At 69.2% G+C, this 15,261-nt stretch carries 15 protein-coding genes; 8 read left to right on the top strand and 7 right to left on the bottom strand.

Annotated features, from left to right (window positions below; genetic code table 11):
• Nucleotides 1-19 precede the first annotated feature (19 nt).
• A complete protein-coding gene (locus ACIRP2_RS19830) occupies nt 20-850 on the bottom strand; it encodes a hypothetical protein (RefSeq protein ID WP_404251879.1) in 831 nt (276 codons plus the stop codon).
• Between the two features lie 171 nt (nt 851-1,021).
• Between ACIRP2_RS19830 and ACIRP2_RS19825 the strand changes: the two genes are divergently transcribed.
• The 6 genes from ACIRP2_RS19825 (at nt 1,022) to cseC (ending at nt 6,373) form a co-directional block, all read left to right on the top strand.
• Nucleotides 1,022-1,681 (top strand): phosphatase PAP2 family protein, encoded by a 660-nt coding sequence (locus ACIRP2_RS19825; RefSeq protein WP_404251877.1) that lies wholly within the window; start codon nt 1,022-1,024, stop codon nt 1,679-1,681.
• 145 nt (nt 1,682-1,826) lie between these two features.
• The gene (locus ACIRP2_RS19820) at nt 1,827-2,729 is read left to right on the top strand and encodes an A/G-specific adenine glycosylase (RefSeq protein ID WP_404251875.1); all 903 of its coding nucleotides are present in this window, start codon (nt 1,827-1,829) and stop codon (nt 2,727-2,729) included.
• 174 nt (nt 2,730-2,903) lie between these two features.
• Nucleotides 2,904-3,539 (top strand): SigE family RNA polymerase sigma factor, encoded by a 636-nt coding sequence (locus ACIRP2_RS19815; protein WP_404251873.1) that lies wholly within the window; start codon nt 2,904-2,906, stop codon nt 3,537-3,539.
• A complete protein-coding gene (locus ACIRP2_RS19810) occupies nt 3,527-4,279 on the top strand; it encodes a hypothetical protein (protein WP_404251871.1) in 753 nt (250 codons plus the stop codon). Before ACIRP2_RS19815 ends, ACIRP2_RS19810 begins: the two co-directional genes overlap by 13 nt.
• Nucleotides 4,280-4,289: 10 nt before the next feature.
• The gene (cseB, locus tag ACIRP2_RS19805) at nt 4,290-4,994 is read left to right on the top strand and encodes a two-component system response regulator CseB (protein WP_404251869.1); all 705 of its coding nucleotides are present in this window, start codon (nt 4,290-4,292) and stop codon (nt 4,992-4,994) included.
• Nucleotides 4,991-6,373: a two-component system sensor histidine kinase CseC gene (gene cseC, locus ACIRP2_RS19800; protein WP_404251867.1), complete on the top strand. Its 1,383-nt coding sequence runs from the start codon at nt 4,991-4,993 to the stop codon at nt 6,371-6,373. The genes cseB and cseC overlap by 4 nt, the downstream gene beginning before the upstream one ends.
• A gap of 75 nt (nt 6,374-6,448) precedes the next feature.
• On the opposite strand, the gene ACIRP2_RS19795 is transcribed toward cseC, so the two are convergent.
• A complete protein-coding gene (locus tag ACIRP2_RS19795) occupies nt 6,449-8,059 on the bottom strand; it encodes an MDR family MFS transporter (RefSeq protein ID WP_404251865.1) in 1,611 nt (536 codons plus the stop codon).
• Nucleotides 8,060-8,185: 126 nt separating this feature from the next.
• Here ACIRP2_RS19795 and ACIRP2_RS19790 point away from each other — a divergent pair, with 126 nt between their 5' ends.
• A complete protein-coding gene (locus ACIRP2_RS19790; protein WP_404251863.1) occupies nt 8,186-8,800 on the top strand; it encodes a TetR/AcrR family transcriptional regulator in 615 nt (204 codons plus the stop codon).
• Here ACIRP2_RS19790 and ACIRP2_RS19785 read toward each other — a convergent pair.
• Together ACIRP2_RS19785 and ACIRP2_RS19780 are read right to left on the bottom strand one after the other, a co-directional pair.
• On the bottom strand, nt 8,790-9,479 hold the full coding sequence (locus ACIRP2_RS19785; protein WP_404251861.1) for a M23 family metallopeptidase: 690 nt from the start codon (nt 9,477-9,479) through the stop codon (nt 8,790-8,792). The genes ACIRP2_RS19790 and ACIRP2_RS19785 overlap by 11 nt on opposite strands.
• A gap of 611 nt (nt 9,480-10,090) precedes the next feature.
• Nucleotides 10,091-12,619 carry an ATP-dependent Clp protease ATP-binding subunit gene (locus ACIRP2_RS19780; RefSeq protein ID WP_093894034.1) on the bottom strand — a complete coding sequence of 843 codons (2,529 nt, stop codon included), beginning with the start codon at nt 12,617-12,619 and terminating at the stop codon, nt 10,091-10,093.
• Between the two features lie 427 nt (nt 12,620-13,046).
• Here ACIRP2_RS19780 and ACIRP2_RS19775 point away from each other — a divergent pair, with 427 nt between their 5' ends.
• Nucleotides 13,047-13,655, top strand: coding sequence for an SCO3374 family protein (locus ACIRP2_RS19775; protein ID WP_404251858.1), 609 nt, complete (start codon nt 13,047-13,049; stop codon nt 13,653-13,655).
• Here ACIRP2_RS19775 and ACIRP2_RS19770 read toward each other — a convergent pair.
• From ACIRP2_RS19770 to ACIRP2_RS19760, 3 genes are all read right to left on the bottom strand, one after another.
• Nucleotides 13,634-13,969 carry an Lsr2 family protein gene (locus ACIRP2_RS19770; protein ID WP_093894032.1) on the bottom strand — a complete coding sequence of 112 codons (336 nt, stop codon included), beginning with the start codon at nt 13,967-13,969 and terminating at the stop codon, nt 13,634-13,636. The genes ACIRP2_RS19775 and ACIRP2_RS19770 overlap by 22 nt on opposite strands.
• Before the next feature lie 144 nt (nt 13,970-14,113).
• On the bottom strand, nt 14,114-14,617 hold the full coding sequence (locus ACIRP2_RS19765) for an amino-acid N-acetyltransferase (protein ID WP_404251971.1): 504 nt from the start codon (nt 14,615-14,617) through the stop codon (nt 14,114-14,116).
• Between the two features lie 63 nt (nt 14,618-14,680).
• Nucleotides 14,681-15,181 (bottom strand): BlaI/MecI/CopY family transcriptional regulator, encoded by a 501-nt coding sequence (locus tag ACIRP2_RS19760; protein ID WP_404251856.1) that lies wholly within the window; start codon nt 15,179-15,181, stop codon nt 14,681-14,683.
• Nucleotides 15,182-15,261: the final 80 nt, after the last annotated feature.

Raw genomic sequence — 15,261 nt, 5'->3', positions numbered from 1 at the left:
CTCTGCCCGCGTCCTTCGCTCAGTCCTTCTCAAGGCGGAACGAGGCGCGCTGCAACGGCTCGCCCGGCGCCTTCGCCTCGACCAGATACGTACCGGGCGCCGCCGTCCCCGCGGGCGGCGTCGCGCACTGCGGAACGCTCTTCTTGCGGTCCCACTCGACGGTGTGGACGACGGTCGTGCCCGCCGGGACCTTCAGCAGCAGGCTGCCGCCGTTGCGCGGGCAGTCCTTGGAGGACCACACCTGCTTGTCGTCGCCACCGGCCTCGGTGATGGTGAGCACCGCGCTCCTCGGTCCGAGGTCGGCCTTGCAGGTGGTGGACGAGGTGTTCCTGGCCATCAACCGGAATTTCGGCTTCTCGTCGGGGCCGTAGCTGAGTTCGGTGCTCAGGCTCAACTGCAGTGTGGCGGGGACGCAGTCGGGGAGCGAAGAGCCGGCCGGGACCTGCTCGCCGGGCACCGCACCGCTGCCGCCCGCGCCCCCGGCGCCGGTGCCCGAACCGGCTGTGCCCGACCCGTGGCCGGTGCCCGTACCACCATCGCCGCCCGTACCGCCGCCGGAGCCCGCGCCCGTGCCGCCGGTGCCTCCGCCGCCGGTGTCGCCCGACTCGTCGCGTCCGCCCGGCTGTTGGGTGATGGCCGTGCCCGGCTGCGAGGGGCCGGGAGTGATCTCGTGCGCGGGACTCTTGCCGCCGGGCCGGGCGTCGTCCGTGTTCTTCTTGCCGTCGCTGCCGGAAGTGACGGCCCATACGATCAACAGCGCGAGCAGCGCAACCAGCGTCGCCGCTACGGCCCTCCGTCGCCAGTAGATGGTGGAGGGAAGCGGCCCGATCGGATTACGCAAAGATCCCACGGCGCAAACTCTACGAGAGATCGGCGCCGACTCCCGCCCCACCCGCCGCCCGGCCCCGAAGTTTTGCGGATCATCATCCCGGGTCGACCCTTTACGCCCGGAATTCCAGCCGAGTTGGGCCCCGGAATCACCTCGTCCGACCACTCCGTTTCGTTGACTACCCTCTGTCACATGGATAGTTCAGTTACTGCCCCGCTCTACCGGGACATCACCGACTTCGCTCATGACATGCCGTCATGGGTGCAACATCTGGCCGAGATATGGACGGAACTCGGCCTTCTGGTCTTCGGAGTCCTGTTCATCACCGGATGGTGGCGCGCCCGCCGGGCGGACGAGGGCGCCCTGGCCCTGGCGGTGCTCGCGCCGCTCGCGACGGCCTTCGCCTACGTGGGCAGCGAGGTGTTCAAGTCGTTGGTGAACGAGGAACGCCCGTGCAGGGCGGTCGCCGGGGCGGCGGCGTCACTGGTGCCGTGTCCGCCGGTGGGCGACTGGTCGTTCCCCAGCAACCACTCCGCGATCGCCGGCGCGGCAGCCGTGGCCCTGGCGATCGCCCGCCCCCGGCTGGCCTGGCTCACCGTGCCGCTGGCCCTGCTGATGGCCTTCTCCCGGGTCTTCGTCGGCGTGCACTATCCGCATGACGTGGCGGTCGGTCTGCTGGTGGGGGCGGCGCTGGCGGCCGTCGTGGTCGCGGTGCTGCGGCGCCCGGCACGGTCGCTCGCCCGCACGGTACGGAGCAGCGGGGCCCCGGTGGCGGCCCTGGTCTCGGGGCCGGGTGCGGGGCCGGCAGCGGGACCGGCCGGCCGGTCCCGGAGGCGGCGCAAACGGCACTGACGGCCCGAGGGAGTCCCCTTGGGCCGGTTGCCGGACACCGAGGGGACAAGACGGGTGGCATTATCACCCCAAGGGCCCTCACGAGGAGCGACACCACCGTGCGCGGAGCCGTTGTCCGCCCTTCCGTGCCAGGATCGTCGGTGCGATGACTGCCATGACTGCGACACAGACGCCCCCCGCCTCCCTCCACGCTCCCGTCATCGGGTGGTTCGAACAGCACGCCCGCGATCTGCCCTGGCGCCGCCCCGAAGCGGGCGCCTGGGGTGTGATGGTGAGTGAGTTCATGCTGCAGCAGACCCCCGTCAGCCGGGTCCTGCCGGTGTACGAACAGTGGCTGGCCCGCTGGCCCCGCCCGGCCGACCTGGCCGCCGAGCCGCCCGGCGAGGCGGTCCGCGCCTGGGGCCGGCTCGGCTACCCGCGCCGAGCGCTGCGGCTGCACGGGGCCGCCCAGGCAATAACGGAACGGCACGGCGGCGACGTACCGAGCGAGCACGGTCAGCTGCTCGCGCTCCCCGGTATCGGTGAGTACACCGCGGCGGCCGTGGCCTCGTTCGCGTACGGACAGCGGCATGCCGTGCTCGACACGAACGTCCGCCGGGTGTTCGCCCGCGCCGCGACCGGCATCCAGTACCCGCCGAACGCGACCACCGCCGCCGAGCGCAAGCTCGCCCGCGAGCTGCTTCCCGACGAGGAGGAGCGGGCCGCCCGCTGGGCCGCCGCCACGATGGAGCTCGGCGCCCTCGTCTGCACCGCCAAGAACGAGGACTGCGCCCACTGCCCGATCGCCGAGCAGTGCGCCTGGCGGCTGGCCGGGAAGCCCGCACACCAGGGGCCCCCTCGGCGCGGTCAGACGTACGCGGGCACGGACCGGCAGGTGCGCGGCCGGCTGCTCGCCGTATTGCGCGAGGCCATGACACCGGTGCCGCAGTCGGCACTGGACGCGGTGTGGGACGAACCGGTGCAGCGCGCCCGTGCGCTGGACGGACTGGTCGCGGACGGCCTGGTCGAACCGCTGGCCGGCGGCCAGTACCGGCTGCCGCTGAGCTGAGCCGCGAGCACCCCTCTCCGCCGCTGTTACACAACCGATGGACAGCCGTGCGTCGGCGTATGGCTGCTCCGCACAGCCCCGTGACAACAGCTCCGTAGCGTCGACGACGTCGGCCCGGCCCATCGGCGGCCGACAGCGGTTCGACGGGGTTCTACGGGGACGGAGGCGGTTGGAATGGCGCAGGGCGAGGTGCTCGAATTCGAGGAGTACGTGCGCACTCGGCAGGAGGCACTGCTGCGCAGTGCACGCCGACTCGTACCCGACCCGGTGGACGCGCAGGACCTGCTGCAGACCGCCCTGGCCCGCACGTACGGCCGCTGGGACGGCATCGCCGACAAGTCCCTCGCCGACGCCTATCTGCGCCGCGTCATGATCAACACCCGTACCGAGTGGTGGCGGGCCCGCAAGCTGGACGAGGTCCCCACCGAACAGCTGCCCGACGCGAGCGTCGAGGACGGCACCGAGCAGCGCGCCGACCGCGCCCTGCTGATGGACGTGCTGGGCGTACTGGCTCCCAAGCAGCGCAGCGTCGTCGTGCTGCGACACTGGGAGCAGATGAGTACGGAAGAAACGGCTGCGGCCCTCGGCATGTCGGCCGGTACGGTGAAGAGCACGCTGCACCGCGCGCTGGCCCGTCTGCGCCAGGAGCTGGAGAGTCGTGAGGCAGCGAGCAGGGAGGCCCGGCTCCGGGAGGAGCGGGGACCGGCGGCGGCCGACCGTGCTCCGGTACGTGCGCGGGCAAGGGCGCAGGTCCGGATGGAGTCGGACAGGCGTGTGGACGAACGGGGGCGGGAGCGGTGCGCGGCCTGACAGCCAGCGATGACAGCGGCAACGGCGACGAGGACGGCGACCGTGGCGGCAGCGGGAGCGACGGTGGCCGCGAGGGCACCTTCAGGCGTGGCCGGGCCCTGACCGGCTGGGCGGCGAGCACCGCGACCCTGGTCGCGCTCGCCGCCTTCGGGCTGTTCGTCGTCGGGTGCTCCAGCGGCGGCACCGGCACCCGGGACGAGGGCCCGGCGGGCACCCAGCCGGTCGCCCAGGTCACGCCGAGCGCCGGCGCGGCGACCACGGCGAAGCCGACGCCGCGGGTCGATCCCGTGACACTGCTGAAGCACGACCCCAAGGTCAGCGAGCGGGTCAGAACGGATCTGAAGCCCTGCAGCGGCTCCGAGTACCCGGTGGACACCTCGTACGGCACCCTGACCGGCGGTCCCTCGGCCGACGTCGTGGTGAACGTGATGACCTGCGGCGATTCGGTGGGGGTCGGCACCTATGTGTACCGCCAGCGGACCGACGGCACGTACGAGAACGTGTTCGCCGTCGAGCAGCCCGCGGTGTACGGCACCATCGACCGCGGTGATCTGGTGGTGACGGCACAGGTGTACGGGAAGAAGGACTCGGTCGCGTACCCCTCCGGCGAGGAAGTGATCACCTACCGCTGGGCGGACGACAAGTTCAGCGAGCACGACCGGGTGCACAACGACTTCAACCGAGCCGTCGGTAACGGAGAGGCCGGTCTTCCGGAATCCGCGGAACCGGCGGGGAACTGAGAGCAGCCCGATGGCCGAGACCCACGTCCTGTTCGTCGAGGACGACGACGTCATCCGCGAGGCCACCCAGCTGGCGCTGGAACGCGACGGTTTCGCGGTCACCGCGATGCCGGACGGTCTGTCCGGCCTCGCCGCGTTCCGGGCCGACCGTCCCGACATCGCCCTGCTCGACGTGATGGTGCCGGGGCTCGACGGCGTCAGCCTCTGCCGTCGCATCCGCGACGAGTCGACGGTCCCCGTGATCATGCTGTCGGCGCGGGCCGACTCGATCGACGTGGTGCTCGGCCTGGAGGCCGGTGCCGACGACTACGTCACCAAGCCCTTCGACGGGGCGGTCCTGGTCGCCCGGATCCGTGCCGTGCTGCGCCGCTTCGGTCATGCGTCGGGCGGGCAGCCGGGCAACGGGGACCGGGAGTCGCAGCCCCTCGGCGGCGTGCTGGTCTTCGGCGATCTGGAGGTCGACACGGAGGGCATGGAGGTCCACCGGGGCGGCGAGCAGGTGGCGCTGACGCCGACCGAGATGCGGCTGCTGCTGGAGTTCTCCGCCGCGCCCGGCACGGTGCTCTCCCGCGACAAGCTGCTGGAGCGGGTCTGGGACTACGGGTGGGGCGGTGACACCCGGGTCGTGGACGTCCATGTGCAGCGGCTGCGCACCAAGATCGGCCAGGACCGGATCGAGACGGTCCGCGGCTTCGGCTACAAACTCAGGCCATGAAGCGGCCGACGCTGCGGACGGGTGTCCGCTGGAAGATCAGCATCGCCATCGCGGCGGTGGGCGCGCTGACCGCGGTCGCGCTCAGCTTCGTCGTCCACAACGCCGCCCGGGTCTCGATGCTGGAGAACGCGCGCGAGGTCCAGCTGACGCGGCTGACGTACGCGCAGCTGCTGTACGAGGCGAAGAAGACGCAGAAGACCGATCCCCGGTTCGGCGCCAAGCTCAACGACCCGTTGATGCCACGCAGCCTGCGTGTGGAGACCAGCAAGAACCGGCGCGCCACGCATGTCGAGGAGCTCAAGCAGGGGGGACCCGACGTGTGGGCGGCCGTCCCGGTCGGCAACGGCAACGTGCTCTCGCTGCACACCCGTTTCACCGGCCGCAGCGCCAGGGTCCTGGGTGATCTCGACCGGGCGCTGATCATCGGCTCGGTCTCGGTGGTGCTCGGCAGCTGTGCGCTGGGTGTGCTGATCGGCGGGCAGCTGTCGCGCCGGCTGCGCAAGGCCGCCGCCGCGGCGGGCAGGGTCGCACAGGGCAATACGGATGTACGGGTCAGGGAGGCCGTCGGCGGGGTCGTCCAGGACGAGACCGATGAACTGGCCCGTGCGGTGGACGCGCTGACGGACGCGCTCAACGAACGGATCGAGGCGGAACGCCGGGTCACCGCGGACATCGCGCACGAACTGCGCACCCCGGTGACCGGCCTGCTGACGGCGGCGGAGCTGCTGCCGCCGGGCCGCCCCACCGAGCTCGTACGGGACCGGGCGCAGGCGATGCGCACCCTGGTCGAGGACGTTCTGGAGGTGGCCCGGCTGGACAGCGCGTCGGAGCGGGCCGAGCTGCAGGAGATCGCGCTGGGCGAGTTCGTCAGCCGACGCGTCGCGCTGCTGGACCCGGATGTACGGGTGCAGGTCGTCCATGAGTCCTGGGTCAGCACCGATCCGCGCCGGTTGGAGCGGATCCTCGGCAATCTGCTGGGGAACGCCGCCAAGCACGGGGCCACACCGGTCGAGGTCACGGTCGAGGGCCGGGTGGTGCGGATCCGCGATCACGGTTCCGGGTTCCCCGCGGCGCTGCTGCGTGAGGGGCCGAGCCGGTTCCGTACCGGAAGCAGTGACCGGGCCGGGCACGGGCACGGTCTCGGGCTGACGATCGCGGCCGGTCAGGCGCGCGTCCTGGGGGCCCGGCTGACCTTCCGCAACGCGGCACCGGAAGGGGCCGCGCAGGGCGCGGGCGGGGCGATCGCCGTGCTGTGGCTGCCCGAGCACGCACCCACGAACACCGGCAGCTTCCCGGTCCTGCGCCTGTCCGAACAGCGCACCCCGGACAGCGGTGACGGGAAGAGCGCGCAGTCCGGCAGCCGGCAGCCCGGCAGCTGAACCGGATACGGAAGGAGGCTCCCGGGGTGCGCCCCGGGAGCCTCCTCGTACATCGCTCGTACCACCGCGGAGGGGTCAGACCGCCTCGGGCTGCTTGGCGCCGACGGCCGCGGCCGGTGCGGCGCCGCCGTCCGACGACGTGGCCTCCGGGCCCGCTCCCCGCAGCGGCACCTCCTTGACGAACACCGACGCGATCAGCGCGATCACTCCGACCGAGGCGCCCACCAGGAACGCGATGTGCGTACCGGACGACACCGCGAACTGGTACGCCTCACGCACCGCGGCCGGCAGCTTCGCCAGGCTCGACGCGTCCAGCTGGGCGGACCTCGCCGTGACCGCCCCGCCGCCGCGGGCGGCCATCTCGTCCTGCACCCGGCCGGTGAACAGGGCGCCCATGATCGCGACACCGAAGGAGCTGCCGAGCGTACGGAAGAGGGTGGTCGCGGAGGAGGCGACTCCCATGTCCTTCATCTCCACGCTGTTCTGCGCGACCAGCATCGTGATCTGCATCAGGAAGCCCATGCCCGCACCGAGCACCGCCATGTAGATGCCCGAGGTGAGCCGCGTGGTGCCGGTGTCCATCCGTGAGAGCAGGAACAGACCGGACACCATCAGGACCGAGCCCAGGATCGGGAAGATCTTGTACTTGCCGGTGCTGGTGGTGACCCGTCCCGCGATCAGCGAGACGACCATCATCGCCAGCAGCATCGGCAGGAGCAGCAGACCCGAGTTGGTCGCCGACGCGCCCTGGACGGACTGCTGGTACAGCGGCAGGAAGAGCACCGCGCCGAACATCACGAAGCCCGACATGAAGCCGACGACCGACATCAGGGTGAAGTTGAGGTTGCGGAATATGTGGAGCGGAATAATCGGTTCTGCGGCCTGCATCTCGACGAAGCAGAAGCCCGTGAGCGAGACGGCACCGATCGCGATGAGCCCCACGATCACGGCGGAGCCCCAGGCGTACTCGGAACCGCCCCAGGTGGTGACCAGCACGATCGCGGTGATGCCGACGGTCAGCAGCGCCGCACCGAGGTAGTCGATCTTCACCTCGGCGCGCTCCCGCTTCGGAAGGTGCAGCACGAGGGTGACCATGGCCAGAGCGACCGCGCCCAGCGGCAGGTTGATGTAGAAGCTCCAGCGCCAGCCGAGGTGATCGGTGATGGTGCCGCCGACCAGCGGTCCGCCGATCATCGCGATGGCCATGACGCCGGCCATCATCCCCTGGTACTTGCCACGCTCGCGAGGCGGCACCAGGTCGCCGATGATCGCCATGACACCGACCATCAGGCCGCCCGCGCCGAGCCCCTGGACCGCCCGGAAACCGATCAGCTGGCCCATGTCCTGGGCCATGCCGCTCAGGACCGAGCCGACCAGGAAGAGCACGATGGACGTGAGGAACACGTTCTTGCGCCCGTACATGTCGCCGAGCTTGCCCCAGATGGGGGTGGAGGCGGCGGTGGCCAGGGTGTACGCGGTGACGACCCAGGACAGATGCTCCAGGCCGCCGAGGTCACCGACGATGGTCGGCATGGCCGTGCCGACTATCAGGTTGTCCAGCATGGCGAGCAGCATCGTGATCATCAGGGCGAGCATCACCACCCGGACACTGCGCTGCTGCCTCTCGGGTTTCCCGGCCGGCCGGTCACCCACCCCTCCGTCCGTCGCCTTCTTCAGCTCCGCCATGGTCCCCACTCCCCTGATCCCCGATGCGCGCCGGGTTCTTACTTGCCGCCCGGCTAGTTGACTACACTGGGGAAAGTAGACCCGTAACTAGCCGGGCGTCAAGTAAGTTTTTTGAGGGAGAGCGCCATGGGCAGCACGCCGCAGGCACGCCGGGGCAACACGCGCCAGCGCATTCAGGACGTCGCCCTGGACCTCTTCGCCGAACAGGGCTACGAGAAGACCTCGCTGCGGGAGATCTCCGAGCGGCTGGATGTCACCAAGGCCGCGCTGTACTACCACTTCAAGACCAAGGAAGACATCCTGGTCAGCATCTTCGAGGACCTCAACCGGCCGGTCGAGGAACTGATCGAGTGGGGCAGGGACCGGCCCCACACCCTGGAGACGAAGAAAGAGATCCTGCGCCGCTACAGCGAGGCTCTGACCGCCGCGGCCCCGCTCTTCCGCTTCATGCAGGAGAACCAGGCGACCGTGCGGGACCTCAGCATCGGGAAGACCATCAAGGACCGCGTCATCGGCCTGGTCGACCTGATCAAGGAACCCGACGCGTCACTGGTCGACCAGGTGCGCTGCTTCACCGCGCTCTTCACGATCCACGCGGGCATGTTCGCCCTGAAGGACTTCGAGGGCGACCCCGAGGAGAAGCGCAGCGCCGTCCTCGAAGTCGCCTTCGAACTGGTCACCCGGGCGCACAGCCCGGGGTCCGCCGAGCAGCGGGACACGTCCGGTCCGGTCAGACCGTGACGCCCTGCTTGGACAGGAACGAGACCGGGTTGATCGCGGAACCGTAGTTCGGGGTGGTCCGTATCTCGAAGTGCAGGTGCGGGCCGCTGGAGTTGCCGGTGTTGCCGGAGAGCGCGATCCTCTGGCCCGTCTCCACGGTCTGGCCGATGCGCACATCGATCTTCGACAGATGGGCGTACTGCGAGTACGTGCCGTTGCCGTGGCGGATCACTACGGCGTTGCCGTACGCGGGGCCGTCGCCGCCGCCGTTCGGGCCGGCCTTCACAACGGTGCCGCCGTGCGCGGCCTCGACCTTGGTACCGACCGGGACGGCGAAGTCCTGGCCGGAGTGCTTGTGGGCCCAGCGGGAGCCGTCGTTGCCGAAGCTCGCGCTCAGTGCGTAGTGGCCCACAGGGATCCTCCAGGCGGCGGCCTTCTTCGCGGCCGCCTTCTCGGCCGCCGCACGCTCGACCTTGGCCGCCTGGGCCGCCTTGCCCTGCGCGGCCGCCTGGGCGGCGACCGAGCCGGCCGCGCCATTGCTGATCAGGTCCGCCGTGTGAGGGGCACCCGCCACGCCGGCCGCGAACGCAGCACCGGCGCCGAGAACCATCGACGTTCCCAGGCCGGCCGCCACCACGGCGCCGCGGACACGGGACAGGGACGGACGACGGGAGTGCTGGAACGAAACGCGCTTCGACATAAGCGGAGAACCTCCGGAGATGACTGGACCCGACGCTTTCGCCGGGCCGGCCATCCCTTGGTAACCCGCACCCGCACCGATGCTCAAACACCCTATCTACGAACAAAAGCCGTATCCAGCACCTCGGGAATGTGCCGGTGTCGACTGCGCACACCCCTCGTTCGGGCCCACCGAAACTCTCGCTCCGGGTAGGTTTAACCCCAGCTCAAAATCGGTCGAAACGGACTGAACCCGGCGATCCGGGCTCCTCTCGTCCCGACTCCGGAAGCCCCTCGCCACACAGGGCCGAAGGCCCCTGTGTGGATCACGACGCCCTCCCCTATCGCCCGTAGTAGGGGCGGAACGGGCTGTGTGCCTTGTCACCGTCGGAGGGCCCTGGAGCCCTCCGATCAGGGCCGTCCGCCGCGCGCCGACGGCCGTCGCGCCGGGCCCGGCCGATACCGCGGGCCATGGAGGAGCCGCGGGCCGTCGAGGAGCCGCGGCGTCCACCGACTGCGAGACCGCACGGCGTCACGGCAAGGCCCGTACCGCACGGAAAAGGGGCTGCCCCGGACCGTTTCTCAACGGTTCCGGGGCAGCCCCTTCAGGCGCTCAGGCGCTCGGTGGCGTCCTTACACGTCCTTCGACATGTTCGGACCCGCACCGCCCGCCGCCTGCTCGATCGGGGGGACGTCGGGCAGAGCCGACTTCTCCTCGCCGCGGAAGGTGAACTTCTTCTCCTCACCCTCGCCCTCGGTGCCGACGACCACGATGTGACCGGGCCGCAGCTCGCCGAAGAGGATCTTCTCGGAGAGGATGTCCTCGATCTCGCGCTGGATCGTCCGGCGCAGCGGCCGGGCGCCCATCACGGGGTCGTAGCCCTTCTTCGCCAGGAGCGACTTGGCTTCCGAGCTCAGCTCGATGCCCATGTCGCGGTCCTTCAGGCGCTCGTCCACCTTGGCCAGCATGAGGTCGACGATCTGGATGATGTCTTCCTCGGTGAGCTGGTGGAAGACGACCGTGTCGTCGACACGGTTGAGGAACTCGGGGCGGAAGTGCTGCTTGAGCTCTTCGTTGACCTTGTTCTTCATCCGCTCGTAGCCGGTCTTGACGTCGCCCTGGGCGGCGAAGCCCAGGTTGAAGCCCTTGGAGATGTCCCGGGTCCCGAGGTTGGTCGTCATGATGATGACCGTGTTCTTGAAGTCCACGACCCGGCCCTGGGAGTCGGTCAGACGACCGTCTTCCAGAATCTGGAGCAGGGAATTGAAGATATCGGGGTGGGCCTTCTCGACCTCGTCGAAGAGGACGACGGAGAACGGCTTGCGGCGCACCTTCTCGGTGAGCTGGCCGCCCTCTTCGTAACCCACGTAACCGGGGGGAGAACCGAAGAGGCGGGAAACCGTGTGCTTCTCGCTGAACTCCGACATGTCGAGGGCGATCAGCGCGTCCTCGTCGCCGAAGAGGAATTCGGCGAGCGTCTTGGAGAGCTCCGTCTTACCGACACCGGACGGGCCGGCGAAGATGAACGAGCCACCGGGGCGCTTCGGGTCCTTCAGACCGGCCCGCGTACGGCGGATCGCCTGCGAGAGGGCCTTGATGGCGTCCTTCTGGCCGATGACGCGCTTGTGGAGCTCGTCCTCCATGCGCAGCAGACGGGAGGACTCCTCCTCCGTCAGCTTGAAGACCGGGATGCCGGTGGCGGTGGCCAGGACCTCGGCGATCAGCTCGCCGTCGACCTCGGCCACGACGTCCATGTCGCCGGCCTTCCACTCCTTCTCGCGCTTGGTCTTCGCGGCGAGGAGCTGCTTCTCCTTGTCCCGCAGGGACGCGGCCTTCTCGAAGTCCTGCGAGTCGATCGCGGACTCCTTGTCGCGGCGGACGCCCGCGATCTTCTCGTCGAACTCGCGGAGGTCCGGCGGCGCGGTCATCCGGCGGATGCGCATCCGGGAACCGGCCTCGTCGATCAGGTCGATCGCCTTGTCCGGCAGGAACCGGTCCGAGATGTACCGGTCCGCCAGCGTCGCGGCCTGGACCAGCGCCTCGTCCGTGATGGAGACGCGGTGGTGGGCCTCGTAGCGGTCACGCAGACCCTTGAGGATCTCGATGGTGTGCGGCAGCGACGGCTCCGCGACCTGGATGGGCTGGAAGCGGCGCTCAAGAGCGGCGTCCTTCTCCAGGTGCTTGCGGTACTCGTCGAGCGTCGTGGCACCGATGGTCTGCAGCTCGCCGCGGGCCAGCATCGGCTTGAGGATGCTGGCGGCGTCGATCGCGCCCTCGGCGGCGCCCGCACCCACCAGGGTGTGGAGCTCGTCGATGAACAGGATGATGTCGCCGCGGGTGCGGATCTCCTTGAGGACCTTCTTCAGGCGCTCCTCGAAGTCACCGCGGTAGCGGGAGCCGGCGACCAGCGCGCCGAGGTCGAGGGTGTAGAGGTGCTTGTCCTTGAGGGTCTCGGGCACCTCGCCCTTGACGATGGCCTGCGCCAGTCCTTCGACGACCGCCGTCTTGCCGACGCCGGGCTCGCCGATGAGAACCGGGTTGTTCTTGGTACGGCGGGACAGCACCTGCATGACCCGCTCGATCTCCTTCTCGCGCCCGATGACCGGGTCGAGCTTGGATTCGCGAGCGGCCTGGGTGAGATTCCGGCCGAACTGGTCGAGCACCAGGGACGTGGAAGGGGTGCCTTCCGCGGGGCCGCCCGCGGTTGCCGCCTCCTTGCCGCCGGAGTACCCGGAGAGCAGCTGGATGACCTGCTGCCGCACCCGGTTCAGGTCGGCACCCAGCTTCACGAGGACCTGGGCCGCGACGCCCTCGCCCTCGCGGATCAGGCCGAGCAGGATGTGCTCGGTGCCGATGTAGTTGTGGCCGAGCTGGAGGGCCTCACGGAGCGACAGCTCCAGGACCTTCTTGGCCCGGGGCGTGAAGGGGATGTGCCCGGACGGGGCCTGCTGGCCCTGACCGATGATCTCCTCCACCTGCTGGCGGACCGCCTCGAGCGAAATCCCGAGGCTCTCCAGGGCCTTAGCGGCGACACCCTCACCCTCGTGGATAAGGCCCAGGAGGATGTGCTCGGTGCCGATGTAGTTGTGGTTGAGCATCCGGGCTTCTTCCTGAGCCAGGACGACAACCCGCCGCGCGCGGTCGGTGAACCTCTCGAACATCGTTAATCGCTCCTCAGAGCGGTCAGGCAGTAAGGGGTCGGTCCCCTCCCTGTCCTTCCGCAGCTTAGTCCCGCAAGCGGGGACCGCTCATTCCAACTGCCGACACCGTCCTTGGCCTCCTGACCTCGAACGCCGACATCTGCTCCAACCCGATGGTGCGAGACGATGTTCCCGCAGGCCAGGCAGATACCCCTTTCGCCAGTACGCCGATGGCGAACGTGAGATGCCCGAGCCTGCGTGTCGCCCCTCCCCACTAGGGATGTCTTACCCGTAATTACAGACAGTCCATGCGGCGCGCGCCGGTTCCCTCCGCTACGGGCGAACATCTTTGCGCTCCCGAATACGTCTCTACGCCCCCCCCGGGCACACTACGCACCCGCGCGCGGACCCTGCGTAACCCCGGGGACGGCTCGGCCGTTCTTCCGGCATGGCCGTCACCGTCCCGCCTCCCCCGCCGTCGCTCGCCGACACGCGTGACGCCCACGCCGGTTACGCGCAGTGGGCGCGGTGGTACGAGCACGAGCTCGGCTGGCCGACGGAGGGCACCGCACCGGTGCGGCTGCTGACCGGACTGCGGTTCGACGTCCTCGAAGTACCCGCGGTCGCCGGCCATGCGGCACTGCGGCGGGTGGGCCGCACCGGGCCGGTGGCGCTGTCCGGCGGACGGATGAGTCTGCTGGTGGCGGCGGGAAGCGCCGACGAACTGCCCGGACTGCTCGACTGGCTGGAGTGGGGCGGCGTCGCCCTCTCGCTGACCGCCGTCGGCACGGGCGGCCGGATCACTGCGCCGGCACCGCCCGGACGGGCGGCCGGCCGGCCGGGGGCCGCCGTATGGCTGCGACCCCCCGGGCTGCGGCACGAGGGAGAGCCGGAACTCCCGGCCCTCGTCGGCCTCGGGAGCAGGGGTGGGGATGCTCCCGATCTCGTACGGCTCGTGGACTCGGTGGCCACGGAATGCCACCGGGCCCGATTGATGCACGCCCGAACGGGGCGGTCGACCGATGGGCCGACAGCTCAGCCGTTGGCCTTCTCGTAAGCCTCGCGGATCTCCGCGGGAACACGGCCGCGGTCATTCACATTGTGGCCGTTCTCGCGGGCCCACTTACGGATCTCCGCGGTGTCCTTGTTGCCGCCGGTGACGGCGCGACCCTTGCCACGGCCGGCCGCCGCGCGACCGCCCGTACGCCGACCGCCCTTGGTGTACGGCTCAAGAAGACCACGGAGCTTGTCCGCGTTGCTCGTGGTGAGGTCGATCTCGTAGGTCTTGCCATCCAGAGCGAACGTGACCGTCTCGTCCGCCTCGCCACCGTCGAGGTCATCGACAAGAAGGACCTGAACCTTCTGTGCCACCGGATTTCCTTTCATCGAAAATGCAGTACGCGGAAAGGAAACCGCTTTTCCCCGGAAAACACAAACCCTTGGGAGAGGTTCAGGATCGCAAGAAGACGGGAAACATGCGCGATTCGGACATAGGGCGACGGCTTCTTGTGACGGTCACAGGTGCAGAAGCATCCGGCTGTTGCCCAAGGTGTTCGGCTTCACTCGTTCGAGACCCAGGAACTCTGCTACACCTTCGTCATAGGAACGCAGCAGCTCGCTGTAGACATCTCCATCGACCGGCGTCTCCCCGATCTCCACGAAGCCGTGCTTCGCGAAGAAGTCGACTTCGAAGGTGAGACAGAAAACCCGCCGTACGCCCAGCCAACGGGCGGTCTGCAACAACTTGTCCAGTACTTGATGCCCGACTCCGGCACCCCTGATGCCGTGATCGACAGCGAGAGTACGCACTTCGGCGAGGTCTTCCCACATCACATGCAGTGCACCGCAGCCGATGACCCGGGCGTCCTCGTCGCGTTCCGCGATCCAGAACTCCTGGATGTCCTCGTAAAGTGTCACCGTCGCTTTGTCGAGCAGGATGCCTTCACGTACGTACCCGTCGAGGAGACTGCGGACCGATGGGACATCGCTGGTCCTGGCACGGCGGACAGTGATGGCCATGTTTATAACCGACGGTTCGGTACGGAAATCGGTATGCGGAAGCTCTGAGGACATACCCCGACGCTATCGCCCGGTGTCCGGACCCGCGGCATCGGCCGGATCTTCGGCCGCTTCTGCGTCGGCTTCATCAGCCGGTTCATCACCCGGCTCGGCCGCCACCCCGTCGGCCGCTTCTTCGGCCGGGTGTCCGGAAGCCCCGGGCAGTCCGGGGCGCACGATCCGCATGGCATCCGCGAGTGCCTCCCGCTGCTCGGCGGACATCATGCCGAAGAAGGCGACAAGAGCGGCGGCCGGGTTGTCGCTCCGCGACCAGGCTTCGTTCATCAGTGCGGCCGAGTAGGCGGCGCGGGTGGAGACCGCCGTATATCGATATGCGCGGCCGTCGACTTCCCTGCGCACCCAACCCTTCTGATGGAGATTGTCCATTACCGTCATGACGGTGGTGTAGGCGATGGAGCGTTCCTGCTGAAGGTCCTCGAGGACTTCCCGCACAGTGACCGGGCGGTTCCATTGCCAGACCCGTGTCATCACGGCGTCTTCCAGTTCTCCCAATTGGCGGGGCACAATGTCACTTTAGTGCTGGATGCCCGGAATGCCTGGTTATTTACGCGGCAAAAAGGCGCACGACTCCTGAGGAGTCGTGC

Source organism: Streptomyces sp. NPDC101194, assembly GCF_044767885.1.
Lineage (GTDB): Bacteria > Actinomycetota > Actinomycetes > Streptomycetales > Streptomycetaceae > Streptomyces.
Note: the sequence above shows the minus strand (reverse complement) of the source record. Positions and strands in the feature narration are given on the sequence as shown.

What these genes read in the sequence shown, in the direction of transcription:
- ACIRP2_RS19825 (WP_404251877.1), top strand. Translation starts at nt 1,022, where the DNA reads ATGGATAGTTCAGTTACTGCCCCGCTCTACCGGGACATCACCGACTTC.
- ACIRP2_RS19820 (WP_404251875.1), top strand. Translation starts at nt 1,827, where the DNA reads ATGACTGCCATGACTGCGACACAGACGCCCCCCGCCTCCCTCCACGCT.
- ACIRP2_RS19815 (WP_404251873.1), top strand. Translation starts at nt 2,904, where the DNA reads ATGGCGCAGGGCGAGGTGCTCGAATTCGAGGAGTACGTGCGCACTCGG.
- cseB (WP_404251869.1), top strand. Translation starts at nt 4,290, where the DNA reads ATGGCCGAGACCCACGTCCTGTTCGTCGAGGACGACGACGTCATCCGC.
- cseC (WP_404251867.1), top strand. Translation starts at nt 4,991, where the DNA reads ATGAAGCGGCCGACGCTGCGGACGGGTGTCCGCTGGAAGATCAGCATC.
- ACIRP2_RS19795 (WP_404251865.1), bottom strand. Translation starts at nt 8,059, where the DNA reads ATGGCGGAGCTGAAGAAGGCGACGGACGGAGGGGTGGGTGACCGGCCG.
- ACIRP2_RS19790 (WP_404251863.1), top strand. Translation starts at nt 8,186, where the DNA reads ATGGGCAGCACGCCGCAGGCACGCCGGGGCAACACGCGCCAGCGCATT.
- ACIRP2_RS19785 (WP_404251861.1), bottom strand. Translation starts at nt 9,479, where the DNA reads ATGTCGAAGCGCGTTTCGTTCCAGCACTCCCGTCGTCCGTCCCTGTCC.
- ACIRP2_RS19780 (WP_093894034.1), bottom strand. Translation starts at nt 12,619, where the DNA reads ATGTTCGAGAGGTTCACCGACCGCGCGCGGCGGGTTGTCGTCCTGGCT.
- ACIRP2_RS19775 (WP_404251858.1), top strand. Translation starts at nt 13,047, where the DNA reads ATGGCCGTCACCGTCCCGCCTCCCCCGCCGTCGCTCGCCGACACGCGT.
- ACIRP2_RS19765 (WP_404251971.1), bottom strand. Translation starts at nt 14,617, where the DNA reads ATGGCCATCACTGTCCGCCGTGCCAGGACCAGCGATGTCCCATCGGTC.